The organism is Shewanella marinintestina, assembly GCF_023283845.1.
In the GTDB taxonomy this organism is placed as follows: Bacteria; Pseudomonadota; Gammaproteobacteria; order Enterobacterales; family Shewanellaceae; genus Shewanella; species Shewanella marinintestina.
On sequence record NZ_JAKILC010000007.1, the window covers coordinates 37,345 to 57,338 of the forward strand.

17 protein-coding genes are annotated in these 19,994 nt (G+C 45.7%); 9 read left to right on the plus strand and 8 right to left on the minus strand.

Annotation, left to right across the window (positions count from 1 at the left end; all coding sequences use genetic code 11):
* Positions 1–93 precede the first annotated feature (93 nt).
* The 7 genes from glnE to L2747_RS09480 all read left to right on the plus strand — a co-directional run bounded on the left by glnE (position 94) and on the right by L2747_RS09480 (position 8,070).
* Positions 94–2,955 carry a bifunctional [glutamate--ammonia ligase]-adenylyl-L-tyrosine phosphorylase/[glutamate--ammonia-ligase] adenylyltransferase gene (gene glnE / locus L2747_RS09450; protein WP_248998791.1) on the plus strand — a complete coding sequence of 954 codons (2,862 nt, stop codon included), beginning with the start codon at positions 94–96 and terminating at the stop codon, positions 2,953–2,955.
* A 363-nt stretch (positions 2,956–3,318) separates the two neighbouring features.
* Positions 3,319–4,002: a DUF4347 domain-containing protein gene (locus L2747_RS09455; RefSeq protein ID WP_248998792.1), complete on the plus strand. Its 684-nt coding sequence runs from the start codon at positions 3,319–3,321 to the stop codon at positions 4,000–4,002.
* 153 nt (positions 4,003–4,155) lie between these two features.
* The gene (locus L2747_RS09460) at positions 4,156–4,605 is read left to right on the plus strand and encodes a hypothetical protein (RefSeq protein ID WP_248998793.1); all 450 of its coding nucleotides are present in this window, start codon (positions 4,156–4,158) and stop codon (positions 4,603–4,605) included.
* A 580-nt stretch (positions 4,606–5,185) separates the two neighbouring features.
* A complete protein-coding gene (locus L2747_RS09465; RefSeq protein WP_248998794.1) occupies positions 5,186–5,770 on the plus strand; it encodes a hypothetical protein in 585 nt (194 codons plus the stop codon).
* Positions 5,771–6,470: 700 nt separating this feature from the next.
* Entirely contained in the window at positions 6,471–6,836 is a 366-nt protein-coding gene (locus L2747_RS09470; RefSeq protein ID WP_248998795.1) for a hypothetical protein, read from the plus strand.
* 240 nt (positions 6,837–7,076) lie between these two features.
* Positions 7,077–7,571: a hypothetical protein gene (locus L2747_RS09475; RefSeq protein ID WP_248998796.1), complete on the plus strand. Its 495-nt coding sequence runs from the start codon at positions 7,077–7,079 to the stop codon at positions 7,569–7,571.
* Entirely contained in the window at positions 7,558–8,070 is a 513-nt protein-coding gene (locus tag L2747_RS09480; RefSeq protein ID WP_248998797.1) for a DUF3592 domain-containing protein, read from the plus strand. Before L2747_RS09475 ends, L2747_RS09480 begins: the two co-directional genes overlap by 14 nt.
* Before the next feature lie 56 nt (positions 8,071–8,126).
* Here L2747_RS09480 and L2747_RS09485 read toward each other — a convergent pair whose 3' ends face one another.
* The 4 genes from L2747_RS09485 to dsdC form a co-directional block, all read right to left on the minus strand.
* The gene (locus tag L2747_RS09485; RefSeq protein WP_248998798.1) at positions 8,127–8,882 is read right to left on the minus strand and encodes a leucine-rich repeat domain-containing protein; all 756 of its coding nucleotides are present in this window, start codon (positions 8,880–8,882) and stop codon (positions 8,127–8,129) included.
* A 203-nt stretch (positions 8,883–9,085) separates the two neighbouring features.
* Positions 9,086–9,355 carry a hypothetical protein gene (locus tag L2747_RS09490; RefSeq protein WP_012156666.1) on the minus strand — a complete coding sequence of 90 codons (270 nt, stop codon included), beginning with the start codon at positions 9,353–9,355 and terminating at the stop codon, positions 9,086–9,088.
* A 310-nt stretch (positions 9,356–9,665) separates the two neighbouring features.
* Positions 9,666–10,952: a cell division protein ZapE gene (gene zapE, locus L2747_RS09495; RefSeq protein WP_248998799.1), complete on the minus strand. Its 1,287-nt coding sequence runs from the start codon at positions 10,950–10,952 to the stop codon at positions 9,666–9,668.
* 98 nt (positions 10,953–11,050) lie between these two features.
* A complete protein-coding gene (dsdC, locus tag L2747_RS09500) occupies positions 11,051–12,025 on the minus strand; it encodes a DNA-binding transcriptional regulator DsdC (RefSeq protein WP_248998800.1) in 975 nt (324 codons plus the stop codon).
* A 220-nt stretch (positions 12,026–12,245) separates the two neighbouring features.
* On the opposite strand from dsdC, the gene dsdX reads away from it, so the two are divergent.
* Together dsdX and dsdA are read left to right on the plus strand one after the other, a co-directional pair.
* On the plus strand, positions 12,246–13,583 hold the full coding sequence (dsdX, locus tag L2747_RS09505) for a D-serine transporter DsdX (protein WP_248998801.1): 1,338 nt from the start codon (positions 12,246–12,248) through the stop codon (positions 13,581–13,583).
* 18 nt (positions 13,584–13,601) lie between these two features.
* Positions 13,602–14,927, plus strand: coding sequence for a D-serine ammonia-lyase (dsdA, locus tag L2747_RS09510; RefSeq protein WP_248998802.1), 1,326 nt, complete (start codon positions 13,602–13,604; stop codon positions 14,925–14,927).
* 115 nt (positions 14,928–15,042) lie between these two features.
* Here the strand turns inward: dsdA and L2747_RS09515 are convergent, their stop codons facing one another.
* The 4 genes from L2747_RS09515 to L2747_RS09530 all read right to left on the minus strand — a co-directional run bounded on the left by L2747_RS09515 (position 15,043) and on the right by L2747_RS09530 (position 19,914).
* Positions 15,043–15,813, minus strand: a complete 771-nt coding sequence (locus L2747_RS09515; RefSeq protein WP_248998803.1) for a hypothetical protein — start codon at positions 15,811–15,813, stop codon at positions 15,043–15,045.
* A gap of 9 nt (positions 15,814–15,822) precedes the next feature.
* Positions 15,823–16,836 carry a plasmid segregation protein ParM domain-containing protein gene (parM, locus tag L2747_RS09520; protein WP_248998804.1) on the minus strand — a complete coding sequence of 338 codons (1,014 nt, stop codon included), beginning with the start codon at positions 16,834–16,836 and terminating at the stop codon, positions 15,823–15,825.
* 142 nt (positions 16,837–16,978) lie between these two features.
* Positions 16,979–18,514, minus strand: a complete 1,536-nt coding sequence (locus L2747_RS09525; RefSeq protein ID WP_248998978.1) for a M16 family metallopeptidase — start codon at positions 18,512–18,514, stop codon at positions 16,979–16,981.
* Positions 18,514–19,914, minus strand: coding sequence for a M16 family metallopeptidase (locus L2747_RS09530; protein WP_283107249.1), 1,401 nt, complete (start codon positions 19,912–19,914; stop codon positions 18,514–18,516). The genes L2747_RS09525 and L2747_RS09530 overlap by 1 nt, the downstream gene beginning before the upstream one ends.
* Positions 19,915–19,994: the final 80 nt, after the last annotated feature.

The following is a 19,994-nucleotide window of genomic DNA, read 5'->3' on the forward strand; positions in this document are numbered from 1 at the left end:
ACATCCGTGATAAAAATTGCTCACCTTTATTTACGCTCTATCTATATCATTAACGACATAATATGTCGATGTACTAATTTGTTAGGGATTATTATGCGCACGGCGACACAGGGTAATAAACAGCTTAGTTCTCAAATGGCAGCAACAGCAGACTTGTATTGGCAAAGGCTGTTAGATAATGCTGCCGACCTCGTCGCGTCATTGACTGATGAGCAACAGCAAGAGTTAAAACAAGTATTTGGACTCAGTGACTTTATTGCCACTCAGCTTTGCCGTCATAGTCAGTGGATCCCAGAGCTTTTTAGCCGAAATTTGCATAATTTTGAACGCCAAGTGTTTGATAAAGAGTTGGCTGAATTACTTGAGCCTGTAACCGATGAAGAACAAGCCAAACGGGTGTTGCGTCAATACCGCAATCGTCAAATGGTCTGCATCGCTTGGCGTGATTTTATGGATTACAGTCAATTACAAGAATCGCTGTTAGATCTATCAGCATTAGCTGAAGCGCTGATTATTGCAGGACGCGACTGGTTATACCGTGAGATGTGCGCCTCGTTAGGTACACCTAGTTGTAGCCAAGGTAAGCCGCAAAAACTCCTGATCCTCGGTATGGGCAAGCTTGGTGGTCGTGAGCTTAACTTTTCGTCAGATATCGATCTTATCTTTACTTTTGCCGAGCACGGCGAAACAGCTGGCGGCAGACGCTCATTAGAAAACCAGCAATTCTTCATTCGTATGGGGCAGCGCCTAGTTAACTTGTTGCATCAAGTTACCGTTGACGGCTTTGTGTATCGCGTCGATATGCGCTTGCGCCCCTATGGCGAAAGCGGTCCGCTAGTGGTGAGCTTTAGTGGTCTTGAAGATTATTACCAAGAGCAGGGGCGCGACTGGGAACGCTACGCCATGGTTAAAGCGCGAGCACTTGGCCCGTGGACTGCAGAATCAGATGAACTACACGACTTATTAAGACCCTTTGTATATCGCCGTTATTTAGATTTCTCGGCGATAGAATCTTTGCGCAAAATGAAAGGCTTAATTACCCAAGAAGTGCGCCGCCGTAAACTTACCGACAATATTAAACTTGGCGCAGGTGGGATACGTGAAGTTGAGTTCGTGGTGCAAAGCTTTCAACTTATTCGCGGTGGCCGTGAGCCAGCGCTGCGCCAGCAAAGTTTATTTGCTGCAATCGAGACCCTATATCAGTTAGGTCAGCTGGAATATTTAGCCGTCGATGAGCTCAAAAATAGCTACATCTTACTGCGCCGCGTTGAGAACTTGTTGCAAGCGATTAATGACGAGCAGACTCAGACATTGCCAAGTGAGTCACTTGATTGGCAACGCTTATGTTATGCGTTAAACGCCGATACTGAAATGGATCTGCGTGAACAGATCGCCACCGCAATGCGCCAGATCCATAGCCACTTTGAAGAAACCGTTGGTGGTAATAATGAAGACGATCAAAACGAAACTTGGACGCAACAGATCTGGAATGCTTACGAAGATGAGCATGCGCAGTCGATATTAGAAGAGCAGGGGATAGATGACGAAAAGTTGTGGCCAATGCTTAATAGCTGGCACGACACAGTAGTACGTCGAACGATTGGTCCGCGCGGACGCGAAACCTTAGACAAATTAATGCCTAAGCTATTGTGTGAATTTACCAATATTCCCCATCCGTCGAAAGCATTTGCGCCAGTTTCAAAGGTATTAGATCAAATTTTAACTCGTACAACTTACCTAGAGCTGCTGTGTGAAAACCCCGGAGCAAGGCAGCAACTCGTGAGCTTGTGTCTTGCCAGCCCGTGGATTGGTCAGCAATTAGCAAAATTCCCAATGCTGCTCGATGAGCTGATTGATCCCGCGCAGTTATATGACACCACATCGCTAGACGACTATGGCAGTGAGTTACGTCAGTATTTACTGCGGGTGCCTGAAGATGATCTTGAGCAGCAGATGGAAGCACTGCGTCAATTTAAGTTATCGCAGCAATTAAAAATTGCTGCGGCTGACGTCACCGGTGTTTTACCTGTGATGGAGGTGAGCGATCACTTAACTTTCTTAGCCGAAGCGATTATCGAGCAAGTCGTGCATCAAGCTTGGGCGCAAGTTAGCGCTCGCCATGGTGTGCCAGAAAACCTAAATGATAACGAAATGGGCTTTGCGGTTGTCGGTTACGGTAAAGCGGGTGGTATAGAACTAGGTTATGGCTCGGATCTTGATTTAGTGTTTTTGCACAATGGTAGTAAAGCCGGGCAAACCAATGGTGAAAGGCCTATCGATATCGGTCACTTCTACCTAAAGCTTGCCCAGCGGGTACTGCACTTTTTCTCTACCCGAACTAATTCTGGCGAGCTCTATGAAGTGGATATGCGCTTAAGGCCTTCTGGTGCATCGGGCTTATTGGTCAGCGAGATAGAAAACTTTGGAGAATATCAACGTGACGAGGCCTGGACATGGGAGCATCAAGCACTAGTACGCGCGCGGTTTATGTTTGGCGATAATGCTCTGTCAATGCGTTTTAATGAGTTAAGAGCTGAAGTCTTGCAAACCTCACGAGATAAAGTGTCGCTGGCTAAAGACGTGCGAGAAATGCGGATTAAGATGCGTAATCACTTGCTAAAAGTTGAGCCTGGTATGTTCGATTTAAAGCAGAGCAGCGGAGGCATCGCCGATATTGAGTTCATCGCCCAATATATGGTGTTAGCCAATAGCCATGAGCATAAGCGTTTATGTTTTTGGTCTGACAATGTGCGGATCTTCTCCGATCTTGCAGAGCTTGAACTGCTGCCACTTGAAAGTGCCCAAGCATTAACTCAAGCCTACTGCCATCTGCGAGACGAAAGCCACAGACTAACATTGCAACAAAAACCTACAGTGCTACCCATTGATGCATTGCAACCACATATCGACAGAGTGGAAGCTATCTATCAGCAGGTTTTAGCCGAGCCGCAGTAGAGTATTGCTGGTCATTAATAAGCCTCTGAGTATCTTGGATGTGACGAGGTTTTTTGCACTCTGATTAAATGATGTAATCAAGCTCTCTCCTATCACTCTCACTCATGACAAGCTAATTCTAGTGGGTATAGGGAGTCGCAAACTGCCTTGCAGATTAAGACAACATGATTAATCGCAGCGCTTTATACTGATAATCGCTCTAACAAGTCGAATACAAGCTCGTAGCCGCTTATTTATAGCCTTGCTAATCGCTTGAATGATAAGTTGTTATTTCTCAGCGTAGATAGCAACGAGCTAAAAAGGAACAACTTGGTTTACTCCTTGCAACCTTAGGCCTATTACCTTAAGTCTAAGGAGTTGCTTATGAACTCGCCCAAATTACTCAGTTGCTACACTCGGTTCAATGAATGCTTTACCAGCATGTTGATCAGCAAACACTTCACGCTTAAGTGTAAGCCTAGCACCAGTAAATATCAGTTTGTTAAGGAGTTACCGCTACGTTGGTTACTCGTTTTATGCGTTCTGTTGCTGATAAACAGCGCCGTTGCAGCCGATACACCCAATAAAATGATAACTATCCCAAGCTCGTTAGTCAGCGCAGATCAAGGTGTTAGCTTGATCATTGTCGATCGCTCCAGTGAGCAAATTGAGTCGTTTTTAGCAGGTGTGAGGGGAGATGTTCATCTACTGGTGTTAGAAGAAAACCAAGAGCCTTTTGAGCAAATAAATCAAGTGTTAGCCGAGGAGCCGCTTTACTCAAATGTGACCATTGTTGCTAAGGCTTCAAGCTCTGCAATTTACCTGGGTGGACGTTGGATCGATCAGCATTACTTGCTTGAGCATCAACATAGCTTAACGATTTTTGCTCGCCAGTTTGCCAACAATAGTCAGCTTTCTTTATATACCACTAACTTGACGACCAGTCATGGTGGTGAGCAATTTATCGGTTTATTTGAAGAGTTAACCCAGATGAGTGTGGATGTTATTCATATGCAAGGTTTGCGACATGAACCACTATGGGTACAGCGAACCCAATTTAGCTTTTAACTAGCGCTTAATAAAGTATCGCTAATGATACGTTTTGTATCATGTTTTCGACAAAATCTGCTTTGAGGAAATTGATTAAATGCTTACTATCGCAGCAATATATCTCACTATTGCTCAGGGGAGCAGTAAAGGGATCCTGTTGAGGATTGTTAGATGACTTCTGTTAGTGGCCTAGCCAATAGTGCAAACAGTACCAATATTAGCGCTAATCTCAGCTCCAAAGTCACGGCTGAACCGACAGCACAGCAAGCTGCTAACACTGCCAACCAAGCGATAAGCCAGACATCTGACAGCGCTAACAATGCGGTTACTGCTAGCGCAACTAAGCCACTGCCCAATACTGGTGATAGCACCACAGTTACCCTATCAAGCGCCGCCCAAGATAAACTGGCAGCAGAGCAAACAGGGGCTAAACCTGCTGCGGCTGAGGCAGCAAATAAAGCATCTGAAGAAGATGGCGGTGATATCGAATCGTTCGTGTTTGGTGCGCTTGGGCTTGATCATCCAGAAGAGATTGATGAGAACGGTGACCCATCGTATTCGGCAGGCCAATATGTGAAAGCGGCGGCGACGGTTGGCAGTATGATCGCGATGCTGATTTAGACGCTGTCTAAGAAGTGGGTTTTATCAGACTAGGTCTGATTTCTAAGTTAGACTGCGTCTAACAATTTCATTATGGGATTTCATCCCACTATAGGTCAATCAAACTTCGTTTGATAAAAGTCGTGGCGCTTCGCCCACACCTGAGCCAAGGGGGAAAGCGCTTGTCCCCCTTAACAAACCCTCAGCGCCCCAGACGAAGTTGTTGATCCTCACTCATTTTCGAAAATCGCTATCGCCTTATATTCGCCATCCATGGCTCACCTAAGGCTATCTCGTCATCCATGACTCGCTCACACTATTTTCTTCAATGACTTCGGCAACTCCGATGGGGGATTGGTGTTTTCTGTGAGCTTGGTAATTAACTCATTTCTTAATGATTAAACTCTTGCTTTGACCTAGCCCAGCATTTAGCTTTTTGCAATATATTTATTATCAGTAAATAAAGAATCATTTCTTTAAGTATTATTCGTAAAGCAATAATATCTATTTTAATTCAGGCTGTTAGCTTGTGCTTGTGGCTGTTTTGAATAAACGGTATTCGTATTTCAGTATAAAATTACCCATAAGATAGGTAAAAGACGTGATAACAAAAAATGTAATTACAGCAATGCTCCTCATTGGAACACTAGCTGGTTGTGTAGCGAATGATTATGGAAAGATGAGTCGAGGAAGTGGAGTCTCTGAAACTCTATTGGTCGAAAATTGTGAATCAATAATATGCTCTTACGATAAATTAAAAGATCGTGTTCAAGCCACTGCAAATGATATGAATGGCTTCTTAGCAATTTCTGGAGCTGAAACTCGAACTATTCAATATACTTGGGTAAGCGACACCAACAATATTTCTATAAATTTATATTCAACAGCGCTTTATGGTAGCTGGTCATTTATAGACTCTGCAGAGGTTTATGTTGGGAAAGACATGATTGCTAAAGTATCTGGCTCAGTAGACCGTATAGTTGGTTATTATAATGAAGTCGCTGGTGAGCATGAAAAAGTTGAAATTTTGACTGGAATTATTGACGTCGAGGCTGCTCAGAAAATAGCTGAGGCTAACTATGAAAACGTTACTGTCAGATTTTACGGCAAGGATGGTTATAAAGATAAAGAGTTACCAAGAGAGCATGATTTAATTAAAGTAGTTAATTTGGCAAAGTCTGCATAATGATTGCTTTGTGCTTTAGGTATTATGATAAGTGGGTCAGCGTAAACTTTCTGAATTGATGTTAGGTTCTTTAATTGCTGCTTTCTATATTTGGTCATAATCAAAAGTTTAATAACCCTTGTAGGTCAACAGGAAACACCAACTCCCCATCGAAGTTGCTGAAGTACGTAAATAACTCTTTGCTCGAAATAGTGCCGTGGAACCATCATGGATGATGGTTCAGGCTCGGCGGGACATGGATGTCCCATCTGAGCCGTTAGGCGATTTTTATTGGAGTATGAGGAGCAACAACTTCGTCGGGGCGGCAGGGGTGATCCAAGAGGGGATTGCTGTTGATCCCCTCTTGGCCGTGTGTGAGCTGGAAGCTCACGACCTTTATCAAGCGGAGCTTGATTGCATTGAATTCAGGCACAGCTTGCCATGGAAGTCTGGGACCAGGAAATGTGGGGTCAGAGTAAACTATTCTAATCTCATCTATCTTGAACCATAAATCAATCGTTAATTGGCGCGAATGAACTGACATAAACACCACTTCCCATCGCAGTTGCTAAACGACTGTATATAGCAATGTACAATCCTTAGTCCTGACTTTTCTTAAAATAATCTTAATTACTATACCGTTAACGCTTGGCTCCATGTAACATCAGGGGCTGCTTAAGGGGGGATCCCCAATATGTATTTTGCCAAGCAAAGAGGTTGCATGATCTACTATTTTTTTGTTGTCCTTATCTATGCTGCGCCAGCCCTGTTTACCTTAATCCACGACAAGATTGCGTATGGTAAAGCGTGGACTAGAGGGGTGACCTTTAATCGTCTGTTGGCGTGTTACGGCATCTATATGCTCGGCTTACTCTTTTATACGGTTTGGGAACCTATCGATTATTACGTCAATAGCTATTCTTGCGGTTTGCCTCAGCCTGCTGATTGGTGTGGCGGCTATGGATATTCATTGGTTCAAGGCATTGAGGATTGGTTATTACCTGTGTCAGTTACCGCAGCGGCAATCGGCCAGATTATTTATATTCATTACCTCGCTAACCTAAGTAAACTACTTGGCCGAGTGTGAGCTGGAAGCTCACGACCTTTATCAAGCGGAGCTTGATTGCATTGAATTCAGGCGCAGCCTGTCATGGAAGTCTGGGGCCAGATCAAATAGCATTTTGCATTGAATTCAGGCGAAGCCTGCCATGGAGGTCTGGGGACAGATCAAATAGCATTGACACCCATTGTTAATGGCAAGGTTAGCACCAAAACCAAGATGTATTACAGCAAGGCTATCTAAAGTCGCTGTAAATAAGGATTAAAAATGGACTTATCAAGACACTCTCAACTCACTCAGCTGCGCTACAGTTACTTTGCTGTGCCTGTGATTTATATTCTTGGCGCTCTTTGGTTGCCTGCGGCGACGCTATGGATAGGCTGGCTTGGTTGGGTTGGGGTTAACTGGTACCGCATCCAATCGGCGGTTTTAAAACAAGGGTATTGGGTTATTTTGCAATCGTTCGGCTTACATCTAGCGTTGAATTTGGCAGCTTTTGCTTCGGTTTGGGGAGCCAGCATATTTAATCGTGGCGGGCTGTTCAACAGTGCCGGCGACGGTGATGATTTTTTTTATATGCTTGCCTTAGGTTTGCTTGCGTTGGTGTTGCTGGTTATTGGCATGATATGGCCATTGGTAAAGCTTGTGAAAGGCTATCAAGCCTTGATGAATAGTCATAAGGATTGCACTGAGGGCAGTAGCGTCGATTGCAATAAAAAAGCTTGTGCGGATATTAAGGAACATAAAAATGAAGCGGTTTAAGCTGTCGCAGATTTCAATATTAATCTGGTTTATGTTTATCATGTTCTCCACTGCTGTTGGAGTGGCAACCTATGCTGTGCATCAGTCTCATGCAGCTTTTAATTGGCCTACAGCTAAAGGGATGGTGGTAAACTGTTGGCTGATTGAGCGCTACCATGAAAGAAGCAGCGCTGAATCTCATTACGAAGTGGCTATTGAGTACTTCTATGCAGTTGACGGCAAAATCTACCACAAGAGCAATAAGACCGATATCACAGGTGCTATCCCGGGTTACTCTTTGGAAGAAGCTGAAGCCTTGGTGGCAGAGTTTCCTCGGGATAAGAAGATCTTAGTACATTATAAACCCAGTAATCCCGACACCGCTGTTATCAAGCCAACAATGCACCTGTTTTTGATTGTGGCTTTGGTGGTGTTCTCTTTGATATTAATCCCCGTCCTTTATCTGATGTATCTGCAGATGACCTCAGACCGTGACAGTTTTATTGTTCGTAATGTGTAAACATTGAAGTGAAGCGTTGCTTGATACTTAAATCTAAGTTTGAGGGTGACTTAAGCTTATAAGTCACCAAAGACTTCGAGCCACTCTTCGTCAGTGAGTTCTCTGGGCGGCTTTTTGTTGCCAACGCCTTTAATGATCCTGCCCCTTAATGGGTTATCGGTAAAAGCGTCATTACCCATGTAAGTGACCGAAGTCGGAATGAATACGCTGGTTATGGCATTATCTGCAAACGCTTCAGAACCTATGTCAGTTACCGAGTCAGGAATTGTGATGCTTTGAAGTTCATTTCCTCTAAATGCGCCTAAGCCGATTTCAGTCACTGAGTCTGGAATGGTGATGCTGGTTAACGTATTAAATTGAAACACTCGGTCATTAATTTTAGCCAATGAATTTGGCAGGCTCAGGTGAGTTAATGCATTGTTTGCAGATGCTCTTTCTGCAATTTCAGTCACTGAATCTGGGATATCAACGCTGGTAAGTGCGTTTTCAGCAAAGGCCTTGTAACCAATACGAGTGACAGAGCTTGGGATCACTATCTCGGTAAGGGCGTTACGCTGAAATGCGCTATCGCCAATTTCTATGACAGTATTAGGGATAACCACGCTGGCTATTGGGTTCTGTGGGACCTCTTCGAATTCCTCGCTTAACTCCTCAACCTCTGAAAACGCATAATCCCAGATCTTGGTGACAGCTACACCGTCAAAATTATCAGGGATGATGATATGTTTATGCTTGCCCTTGTAAACATCAATCCTGCCTTGTTTTCTATCAAATGAGACGTCATCTAATGTCAGGGTATGTGGCTGGCTCACGGCTAATTCTCTTTTTGTTGTAGTTGTAGTGTGAGTTGTAGTTGAAGCTTTAGTCGCAGGGTGTGGGGGGAACTTGGCTTGATGCGCAGAGCTTTGTGCTATAGCAAGCCCAAACAGGGTGGCAAGGATAGCACCAGCTAACATGCGAGATAAGTTGGTGCTAAACAGGTTGATAATAAGAGGCTGATATTAAGCTGCTTATATCAGTCTTCCATCCAATCTAGATTTGGCATGGCATCTAAATGCTGGTTGTAGCGCTTTTCGTTAAATGACGCGCCATTTAGCATTACATCGCTAACTTCAATAGCTAGCGCGCATGCCATCCATTGAATCGCTTCTTCACGCGGCGTACCTGTCATCACTAAACGCATTAGCGTTTCTTTGACTTTTTTCGGCTCGCCATCGGCGATTTGATTTTCGACTGTTTCAATCAGGGTTTCTTCAGTCATGTAGCTGTCTTGCTGGTTATCCATTTTTACGACTCTGTAATGTAATTGGCGTCATTATGCCGCAAGCTTATTGCAAGCAATAGATTTGATCTCAAATTTCTCGAGCATTCTGACTTTAGCGGCATAATTTTGGGGAGTAGGCTTTTCTAACTTAGTGTAGATACAGCTGAGGCCTTTGGTAGTAAGGACGCCACCGTGGAGCGGTCATGGACGGCGAAAGCAAGCCTCGGCAGTGTCTGCACATGCGCTGACCGCAGGTCGTTGGAACCATTGATGGCGGGATCCTATGGGGCGAAGAATACATCGCATACCCGTTGCCTCCATTATTGAGTCATCAATATTCTAAACTCTGCATTTGGGTCAAACGGCTCAATGTGCGTCTGAACTCAAAGCTTAATGCGCCGCCGCTGTAGAGCTCATCCATCGCTACATCTGCTTGAATATACAGCTCCACTCCTTGGTCATATAACTCATCCACTAAGCTGATAAAGCGCCTCGCGGGATCATCACTCACCGCGTAAGACAGTTGTCTATTTCCTGTTTCTATTGCCACTGCGCCATCTTCGGTGCCGCGGGCTTTAATCCAACTGCGGGGCTCCCCGCCTAAAACCGGAACTTGGGTGAGTATAACCGTGCTAAAGCGGCTGGCTATTTCGATATAATCGAGCTGCGAACGTGGGCCGTCACACAGGGCGTCGAACTCAAACCAGGCCACATGCTGATTGTATTTAATGGTATCGATTATGCGGCCATGGATTAATAGCGGCGCGTCAATTGATGCAGCGGCTTCGGCTTGTGGGCATCGATTAAAAACCTGCTCAAACTGCGCTAGCACTAGCTTGTCATTTGAGTCGTTAGCGCTGTCATTAGATGAGTCAACAAAGTAGCGCGGCTTTGTCGCTGTATTTGAATCTGTGGATTGGTGCAAGCGATGATCTTGCTCACCGCTTAAATGCAGCTCTTGAGTATAACGATTGAGCAGGTCGATAGTCGGCAAAAAACGCTGGCGCTGCAGGCCATTTTTATATAGCTCATCGATAGGAATGTTTGAGGTGGCGACTAAGATAATGCCCTGCTCAAATAGCGCTTCAAATAGCTTAGCTAAGATCATCGCATCGCCGATATCGCTGACAAAAAACTCATCGAAACACAGTACGCGGCATTCCAGTGCCACCCGCTTGGCAATGCGCTTGAGAGGATCGCGCTTCCCCGACTCACCGATAAGCTCTTTATGAATGCGCGCCATAAACCGATGAAAATGCAGCCTAAGCGTGAGCACGCTAGATTCACTTTCAAGGCATTGATAAAACAAGTCCATCAAGTAGGTTTTACCACGGCCGACATCGCCCCACATATAAAGACCCTGACACACTAGATTTGCATCGTCACTGACTTGAGGCGCTTTGGGCTCTTGGGTTAGCTGTTGGTGCAATCGCTCCAGTGCTGCTATGGCTTGGTGCTGCGCGCCATCGTCGATAATCTGTCGCCGCTCGATCTGCTCTTGATAGCGCGCGAGGGGCCCGCTGCGTTCAGCACTAACAGTAACACCAGTACAGGCATCAGCAGCACTGGCAGTTAATTGCGGGTGTTGCCTCAATAGCTTCGCAGCTTGATGGCTCATAGCATTCCATTACATCTGTTGAGATGGCGTGATTATATCAGCTCAAGCTCATTTATTGGGGAGCATCCAATGTGAGTAAATTTAATTGTCTTCAGCTGTTAGTGATTGTTGTGTTTGGCTTGTTGTTTTAACCAAGCCACAAACAGCTTAGCCTTAGGGTTTAGCTCCTTATCATGAGAAGCCACATAATAGGTTTGCTCGCAGTTAACTTGCTGGCCAGCAAAGGGGGCGATGAGTTCACCTCGAACGATACGTTTACTTACCAGTTGGCCACGTCCCATAGCGATACCAGCATGGTTCATGGCGGCGATAACGGCTAAGTCTGAGCGGTCAAAACCGATTGAGCGCTTGTCTTCAATATTGAGCCCTTGAGTTTCGGCCCAATACTTCCATTCATCACAGTCTGAGTCATATTCCCAGGCCTGATTATCGTGTAGTAAGGTGCAGCGACTCAGATGCTCAGGCTTGTCGATAAGATCGTGCTCGGCTGCATACTCGGGGCTGCAGACTGGCATGATGGTTTCATCCATCAAGTGCTGGCAAAACAGTTTGCTGCGCGGATGATTGTCGTAGTAGATCGCGAGATCGATATGAAAGCTATTGAAGTTAACGTTTTCATTGCCGGTCAAAATATTAATGGCTATCGCTGGATACAGGCGGCTGAAATCGGCAATTTTGGGCACTAACCAACATTGGGCGATAGAAGGGCGCGAGTAGATGGTCAGTTTACCCGACACCTCTTGGTTTTTAATTTCGAACACTTCTTGGTTGAGACTTTTTAAGCTGTCTTTCAGCTTGGAAAACAGACGCTTGCCATCTTCCGTTAGCTCGATTCTGCGATGAAAACGAGCAAACAGCTTAAAGCCTAACTCACTCTCTAGTGCGGTAATTCTATGACTTACGGCTGAAGGACTGACGCAAAGCTCCTCTGCAGCTAGCGAAAAGGATTGGTGACGGGCAACCACTTCAAAGGTATGCAGTTTTGCCAGTTGGTAGCAACTGAGTAAACGGTTGCGGCTGAATACATCTTGCTGGGAATACATGACTGAGTTCTCAATTTGTGATGTGAGCATTTTACCTTAAGGCGCTTTTTAGCGCTGATCACATCAACACAGTTGAAGCTTGTGTCATGTAAAAAACGCTTTTGTGACAATTGAACACCTGTTGCCACAATCTGGCTCAACTGAACTGCAATTTATATCTTTTGTCAGCATTTCTGCGATTGGCTTTAATAGCGCAACTTTTTACTCCTTTTCATTCCTTTAACTCCTGTTAACCAATAAGAGAAATACAATGGAATCACAACTGTGGATTATCGGAACTTTACTTAGCAGCATTTTGTTGATTGTTGTCAGCATCGTAAAGTTCAAGTTGCACCCTTTCCTTGCGCTACTGCTAGCCAGCTTCTTTGTGGGCGGCATGATGGGCATGGCACCATTGGAAATGATCAAGGCGATGGAGTCTGGGATCGGTGGAACCTTAGGCTTCTTGGCTATAGTTATCGGTCTGGGCACGATATTAGGCAAGATGATGGAGATCTCAGGCGCTGCCGAGCGAATTGGTATCACCCTGCTAAAATCTCGCTACCTAAGCCCTGATGTGATCATGGTGCTGGTGGGCTTAATCTGCGGTATTACCTTGTTCGTTGAAGTGGGCGTGGTATTGCTTATTCCGCTGGCATTTTCTATCGCTCGTAAAACCAATACTTCACTGCTAAAACTTGCCATTCCACTGTGTACAGCCTTGATGGCAGTGCACTGTATTGTACCGCCGCACCCCGCTGCACTGTTTGTGACCAATGCACTAGGCGCTGATGTTGGAACAGTCATCATCTGGGGTCTGTTAATCGGTTTACTAGCCTCACTAATTGGCGGCCCGCTATTCCTTAAAATGTTTGGTGAGAAGCTGCCGCACTTAAGCGTACCGGCAGAGTTTAATGAAGTTTCTACCCGTGAAGAGAGCGAGTTGCCATCACTTGGAACGACCTTGTTCACCATTCTTTTGCCGATTATTTTAATGTTGGTGAAAACTGTGGCCGAGCTTTATATGGAGCCGGGCAGTGCGCTTTACACCACCCTTGAATTTATTGGTAACCCAATCACGGCGATGTTTATTGCAGCGTTTGTGGCTTATTACCTGCTAGGTTTGCGTAACAAGATGACCATGGGCACCTTGTTGACTAAAACCGAAGACTGTTTTGCCTCTATCGCTAATATCTTGCTGATTATTGGTACGGGCGGGGCGTTTAACGGCGTATTAAGTGGCAGCGGCATGGGCGATAGTCTGGCGCAGATCTTAGCAAACCTTGATATGCATCCTGTGCTACTGGCTTGGTTAGTCGCCATTATCTTACACGCAGCGGTAGGCTCGGCAACGGTAGCCATGATGGGCGCTACAGCGATTGTGTCGCCGTTATTAGTGCTTTATCCAGACTTGAATCCAGTTATTGTCACCTTAGCTATCGGCTCTGGCGCTATCGGCTGCACTATCGTTACCGACTCATTGTTCTGGCTGGTTAAGCAATACACCGGCGCGACGATGAAACAAACATTTATGTATTACACCACAGCCACCTTTATCGCCTCACTTGTGGCACTGGCTGCGACTTTTGCACTGTCTTATGTTATTTAATCCTAAAGGGGAATTGAAATGATGAACACTGAACAACTGCTAAACGACTTCCCTTTGCTGACTCAGCTTATCAAGCTTGAAGAAGTTAGCTGGTTTGAAACCAAGGCGACTCACTTAGCTGAAGCACTACCTTATGTTGGCTTAGATAGCACTGATGTGGCCGATGCTAGCGCACGTTTACAGCGTTTTGCACCCTACCTAACGTTAGCCTTCCCTGAGACGGCAGCGTCTAACGGAATTATCGAGTCTGAAGTGGTGGCTATTCCACAAATGCAGCAGGCGCTAGAAGCTAAATACGGCCAAAAGATTGCTGGTAATTTGATGCTGAAAAAAGACAGTCATCTACCGATTTCTGGCTCTATCAAGGCGCGCGGCGGTATTTATGAAGTGCTGACCCACGCTGAAAAATTGGCAATCGCTGCGGGTAAGCTTAAAGAGTCTGACGATTACCAAATGCTGTTTACTGAACAGATGCGTAGCTTCTTTAATGGTTATAGCATCGCGGTAGGCTCGACCGGAAACTTAGGCATGTCTATCGGCATTATGAGCGCCAAGCTTGGTTTTAAAGTGAGTGTGCATATGTCGGCAGATGCTCGCCAATGGAAGAAAGACAAGCTGCGCAGCCATGGCGTAACGGTACATGAATATGAGCAAGATTACGGCGTTGCAGTTGAGCAAGGGCGTAAGGCGGCAGAGTCGGATGCTAACTGTTTCTTTATCGACGATGAAAACTCTCGCACGCTATTTTTAGGTTACTCGGTTGCCGGTGAACGCTTAAAAGCACAGTTTGACGCAGCCGATATCAAGGTTGATAGCGAGCACCCGCTGTTTGTGTATCTCCCTTGCGGTGTGGGCGGTGGCCCTGGTGGTGTGGCATTTGGCCTTAAGCTTGCGTTTGGCGATAACGTTCACTGTTTCTTTGCTGAGCCAACACATTCGCCTTGTATGTTACTTGGCGTGCATACCGGTCTGCATGACGAAATCGCTGTACAAGACTTAGGGATCGACAACGTCACTGCGGCCGATGGTTTAGCGGTAGGTCGTGCTTCTGGCTTTGTTGGCCGTGCGATGGAGCGTATGCTTGATGGTTACTACACGCTAAGCGATCAGCACATGTATGATCTACTTGGTTTATTAGCTCAGAGTGAAGGTATTGAGCTTGAGCCATCAGCACTTGCGGGTATGCCAGGTGCTCTACGAGTAAGCGCTGATACACAATACCAAGCCCGTATGGGATTAACACCTGAGATGATGAGCAATGCGACTCACGTAGTGTGGGCGACTGGTGGTGGCATGGTGCCAGCAGTTGAGATGGCGAAATACCTGGCGCAATCGGCTAGCTAAACGTTTTACTCGTCAAACTTTTTACTTCGAAAACCCGTATCGAGTAAGCTAAAAAAAATCCACCCTAATACGGTGGATTTTCTGTTTTTAGAACTGTTCTAGTGCCCCAAAGTGGCTACCACAGCCCTTTGGATTTCACTCGTCTGGCTCGCTCAAGTTGCGTCTCTAAGCTGGGAGTTTCTAGGTTAGAGGCATCATTGGCAGAGCTGTTAGCAACAGTGCTAACAGAGACTTGAGCTAGCTGGCTAGATAAGCTTTTTATCTGCGCCATTAGCTTTTCTTGACCCTGCTTAAGTTGACTCAGCTGGGCACTAAAGTCTGGCTGATGCAGCTTAGTATCATCGCTGACTTCTGTTTGACTTGTCTCATTATTACGAGCCTCTTTATTACTCGCCTCTGCTTGGCTGGTGGCTGAATGCGTAAGCGCTGAGCTTAGCTGCTCCAGCCCCTCAAGCATTAGCTGTTGTAACTGGGCTAATTGCTGTTCAATGGCAGTTAAGTTAAGCGGCTCGCTTTGCTGCTTAGGCAAACTGGCAGCTTCAAGCATAGTGCTGAGTTTTTTCCACTGTAGCTCTGATAGACCATTCTCAGCCGCAGGCTCCAAAACCAGGCCCGCAGATTTAAGTTGGCAAGCCAAAGTCTGGCTATTCACTTTATCTTGCAGCAAGGTTTGGGTGAGCATGGACGGCAACTGCGGCGCTAATTCGTGCAGGAATAAGCCCGACAAATACAGGTCACGATGAAACTGAATACGGCGCTGTAGCACGATATCGGTTTCATCATTGCGCGCTTTTTCCTCTTGCTGCCATAGCCTTAGACATTGAATGGCGTAGCTGTGGGAGTCGAAGAGCTCAGGCTCTAGGCCCACATTGAATCGAATGCGCATAACTACCTCTTAAGCCGCGTCGCTAGCTTCTGCTGCGTGGTAGCAACAGATCTCGCGTGAAAGTGCCTCTTGAGGCTCTTTTATCATGACGATTTTTTCACCCAATGATGGGTAAGCTTCACGAATGGCTGTTTCAATTAACATGGCGCCACCGCCTACTAAATAGATGCGATTAGGGTTGCGGGTAAAGGTTTTAGCTTCGTAAGCAACTGCGGCGCCAAGTTCACTGATCTTGTTTTCGATACGTTCAAGTACCCAGTCAACCTTGCTTATATCGTTAATCACTTCTTCGACGAACTCGCGATTATGACGACGCTTAATCAGCTCGTTGGCAACAAGGTAGCTGGCATCGCTATCGGCTGCCGATAGGGCTTTTCTTGCCGCGTTAGTCACCATAGATACGCCAATTTCAGCATTGCCATAAACAGCTGACACATCGTCAAATTCACCAACAATCACTCCCATATCGAGTGTGGTGCCGCCGCAGTCGATAACAAGAGACTTGGTAAACTCATTCACGCCTGAATCCATCAATGTGGTCAGTACGGCGGGTAAGCTTTCAGGCAATACTTCTACATCGACAATAGTGAACAACTCGCCTTTGTTAAGGCTGATTTCACGCATTAGGTTGGCTTTCTTACGTGCGATATTTTCTTCGTTTTTCTGGCAGTCGTCGGCTTGGTAGTACTCAGTGATTGGCAGGGTAACCAGAATACTCACCGGGCAAGGTTTAACGCCCGTTTGCAACAGCGCATGATGTACTGAAAGTAGGTTCAAATCGTCATATTGAAAGGCAACATGAGTCGTCGATAATGCCTTGTCAGATGTGGCGTCGTAGGTATATTTAGTCGATGCTACTTGGTAGTTAAATACCTTGCGGTCATTTAGTAAAGCCGCGCTTTTCCAGTCTTTACGAAATGAGTTGGGCGAAGTTACGCTGCGCACTTGACCGTCCTCAAGCCAGCTGATCTTAACGTTGGTTGAACCATCGTCGATGGCGAATTTCATGATACTTGAATGCATGAGTGTTCCTATAAATAAACCCAATTTTGCATGTTAATGCGACTGGATTTAGCAATAACTGAAATCTTTATTGGGTTTATTTTCTAGGATGTTAGCGACTTAACAAAAAGGCCGCTATTTACAAAAAAGTCAGGTTGTATGCTTAGTTCGCTAATGCTTCGACTATGTTCCAATCGGGGAGTTTATTGTTAATATCGGCACTTATTTTATCAGCGTCCCCGCGGATCACGATATAGGGCACATTGTTAAAAACTGAGCTGGCAATGCGTTGTAATTGCTTTGGCGTTAAATTGGCCAATCTGCTGGCTTCGCGTTGCTCTTGTTGTGAGCTATCACCGCGAATTAATAGCTTAATAGTGTCGAGCTCAAGCGCGCGATAGTTGCTTTGGCGCAGTATTTTCTGGCTAGTAAGATAGGTGGTTAACGCACTAAGTTCAGTGGTTGAGATTGGTGTTTCGGTGGCTAAGGCTAAATGGTCTAACACGCCATCAATAAATGCACCGGTGTGTTCAAGTTTAGTGCTGCCATAAAACTTGAGGGTGAGCGATAACGGGTTGTCAAAACAGCGACCGTAAATACCGTAGGTTAAGCCACGCACTTCGCGCAAATCGTAATACAAACGGCCTGAGAAACTACGGCCAAGCCAGCTAGCCAGTAATTTACAATTTTGAATCGCATCAAGCTTGCTGTCCTTATCGCCATTATGGTCTGTAGGTTGACTGAGTGGGTAGCCAATCCGAACCTGAGTTTGTACGCTACCGGGAGCATCAATTAGATATAAGATTTTATTAGTATTACTTGGCTCGACAAAAGCTGTTTTACGGTCGCTACTCTGCGTCGATAATGCGTTTTTTGATGATGAATTGGCGGTTGAAGATAACCTAGGTACGTTTGTTATACTGCTAAATTGTTTAATAACATTAGCGCTAAAATCAACATCTTGTTCTAGGCGTTTATCGGCAAAAAAAGCCCATTGGGATTGGGCGAAAATGCTGTCTCTAACCTTATTGAGTTTGGCTAAATCTAACTCATCAGCCAAGGTTTTATCATCGAGCGCTTGATTATAAATATGCCGCTCGCCAAGGATTTTTTGCGCCCATACATCGTCTATCTCTGCGCCGCTATAGGCGTTAATATGTTTGCCCAGTTTCAGCTGGCGTCGCACCTTAGCTATGTCTATTTCTGCTAGGCCATCATTTTGCCAAAACTGCATGAGTAACTCGGTTGCTATTAGCGGCGAGTCAGGGCAATCAATACTCAATGTTAGGCTGTGCATGGTCGGCCGAATACGTAAACTCTCGGCGCAAGAGAGAGGTATTTGCTGCACTAACCAGTGTTTTTTCTCGCTAAAAGCATTAACTAACACATCGAGGTTGATCATTGGTTCGACGCTATAGGCCACGAGTGATAAGTGGTGCAGTTTTGATGGCGTATCGTTAAATAGATAGATTGCCAATGGCGATGTTTGCTCGTTAGCTAATGTGACTTGAGTGGCCGCTTGTAGAGGGTGATATTGCAATGCTGTAACTTCAGGTGCGCCTGCTAATGCATCAAAAACAGGTAATTGCGGCTCGGCAGTGGCGGTAAATTCTACTTGGGTTTGCTGGCAGCCAACAGCAGTTAAAACTAGGCTGCTACATAGCGCTAATGCCGCCACTTTTATTGCTATCAATCTCATCACATTACGCTCTCTTCAAGGCTGTCAGTCAGGCCTTGTGGTAAGACTTCTAAAATCGATTTAGTGGCGCGAATATACCAAGGTGGCAGTAAATCTAATCTAACGTAACCACCAGTAAAGTAGGTTTGCACCGTAGCTTGTAGCTGCTTGGCGCTAACCGCATTGATCCGCTGCCAAGGACCGGTTAATGGATGTTGTTTATCTTGTGGCTGAGTGGCAGACAAGGCTTTAGCAAGGTGCACTGGTGAATCTAATTGGGCTAACGCTTTATTGAGCCATACCTGTTTTAACTGGCATAGCTTAGCGTCAGTTATTGGCTCAGCGGCAAGCGAGTCAATTAAGCCTTCTACATTGTCCGTCAGTTGGTCAAGGGAGGTGCGAGCGCGAGGTACCAAGACCAAATTGGTCATGCCGTGATGAGTCATTTGCAAAGGGATGGAGTAACTGAGCAGTTGGTCTGGATCAGTAAGGCTGTGTTTTTGAATAAGACTACCACTATTTTGAAATAGATAGCTTTCAAGTAAGGTTAGCGCCGCAGCATCTGGTGAGTTACGCCCAGCGGTATGCCAAGCCAGTAACACCGCAGGCCAAGGCCCACGTTCATCAATAATTTCGCCATGTACTGCTTTGGGAGTGACCACTAAGTCACTGAGCTTGGACTGCTCAAACTCAGGAACTTGCCAGTCGCCAAACTGGTTATCTATCCAAGATTGGGTTTGAGGAGGAATATCACCAACTAAACTTAGTTGCATGGCATCAGGGCGATAATAGCGCTGGTGGAATGCATTTAGGCTCATAGGTGTGGCCGCTTTGACATCAGCAATACTGCCAATTACCGCATGGCCATAGGGCGTACCTTCAACTTGGTCTAATAAAAACTCCATCGCACTGCGCACATAGGGCTGGTTATCTATGCTGGTAGCCATCTCTTCGAGTACCGCACCTTGCTGATTTTTCACCGTGGTGTCATTGAGCGTTGGATAGCGAAAACGATCGGCTTCAAGCCATAGGCTTAGCTCAAGTGCTTGTGATGGAATGGTCAGATAATAGTTGGTGAAATCAAAAAAGGTGCTGGCATTAAACTGGCCGCTAAAAGCGCTCATGGTTTGGGTGTAGCTATCGCCCGGCGCATGTTCACTACCTTTAAACAGCATGTGCTCGAATAGGTGCGCGTAACCAGTTTGCCCCTTAATCTCATTGCGAGACCCGACATCAAACTGGCTAGCAATTGATACTACTTGCGTGTTTTCAAGCGCTAAAGTACGAACCTGTAAACCATTATCTAACCGTCGATATTGCAATCGCTGCTGAGCTGCATAAAGCGGCTTGGCAAGCGTGCCAAGGTCGCAGTGATTAGCCTCATTTATTGTTTGCGCATAGGAGGGCAAAGCAAGAGCCAAGGAGGAGAGTACAGCAAGACCTAATAGGGGATAGATCTTACTGTGAGCAATGACGTAGGTGATTAGTTGCTTCACTGAGT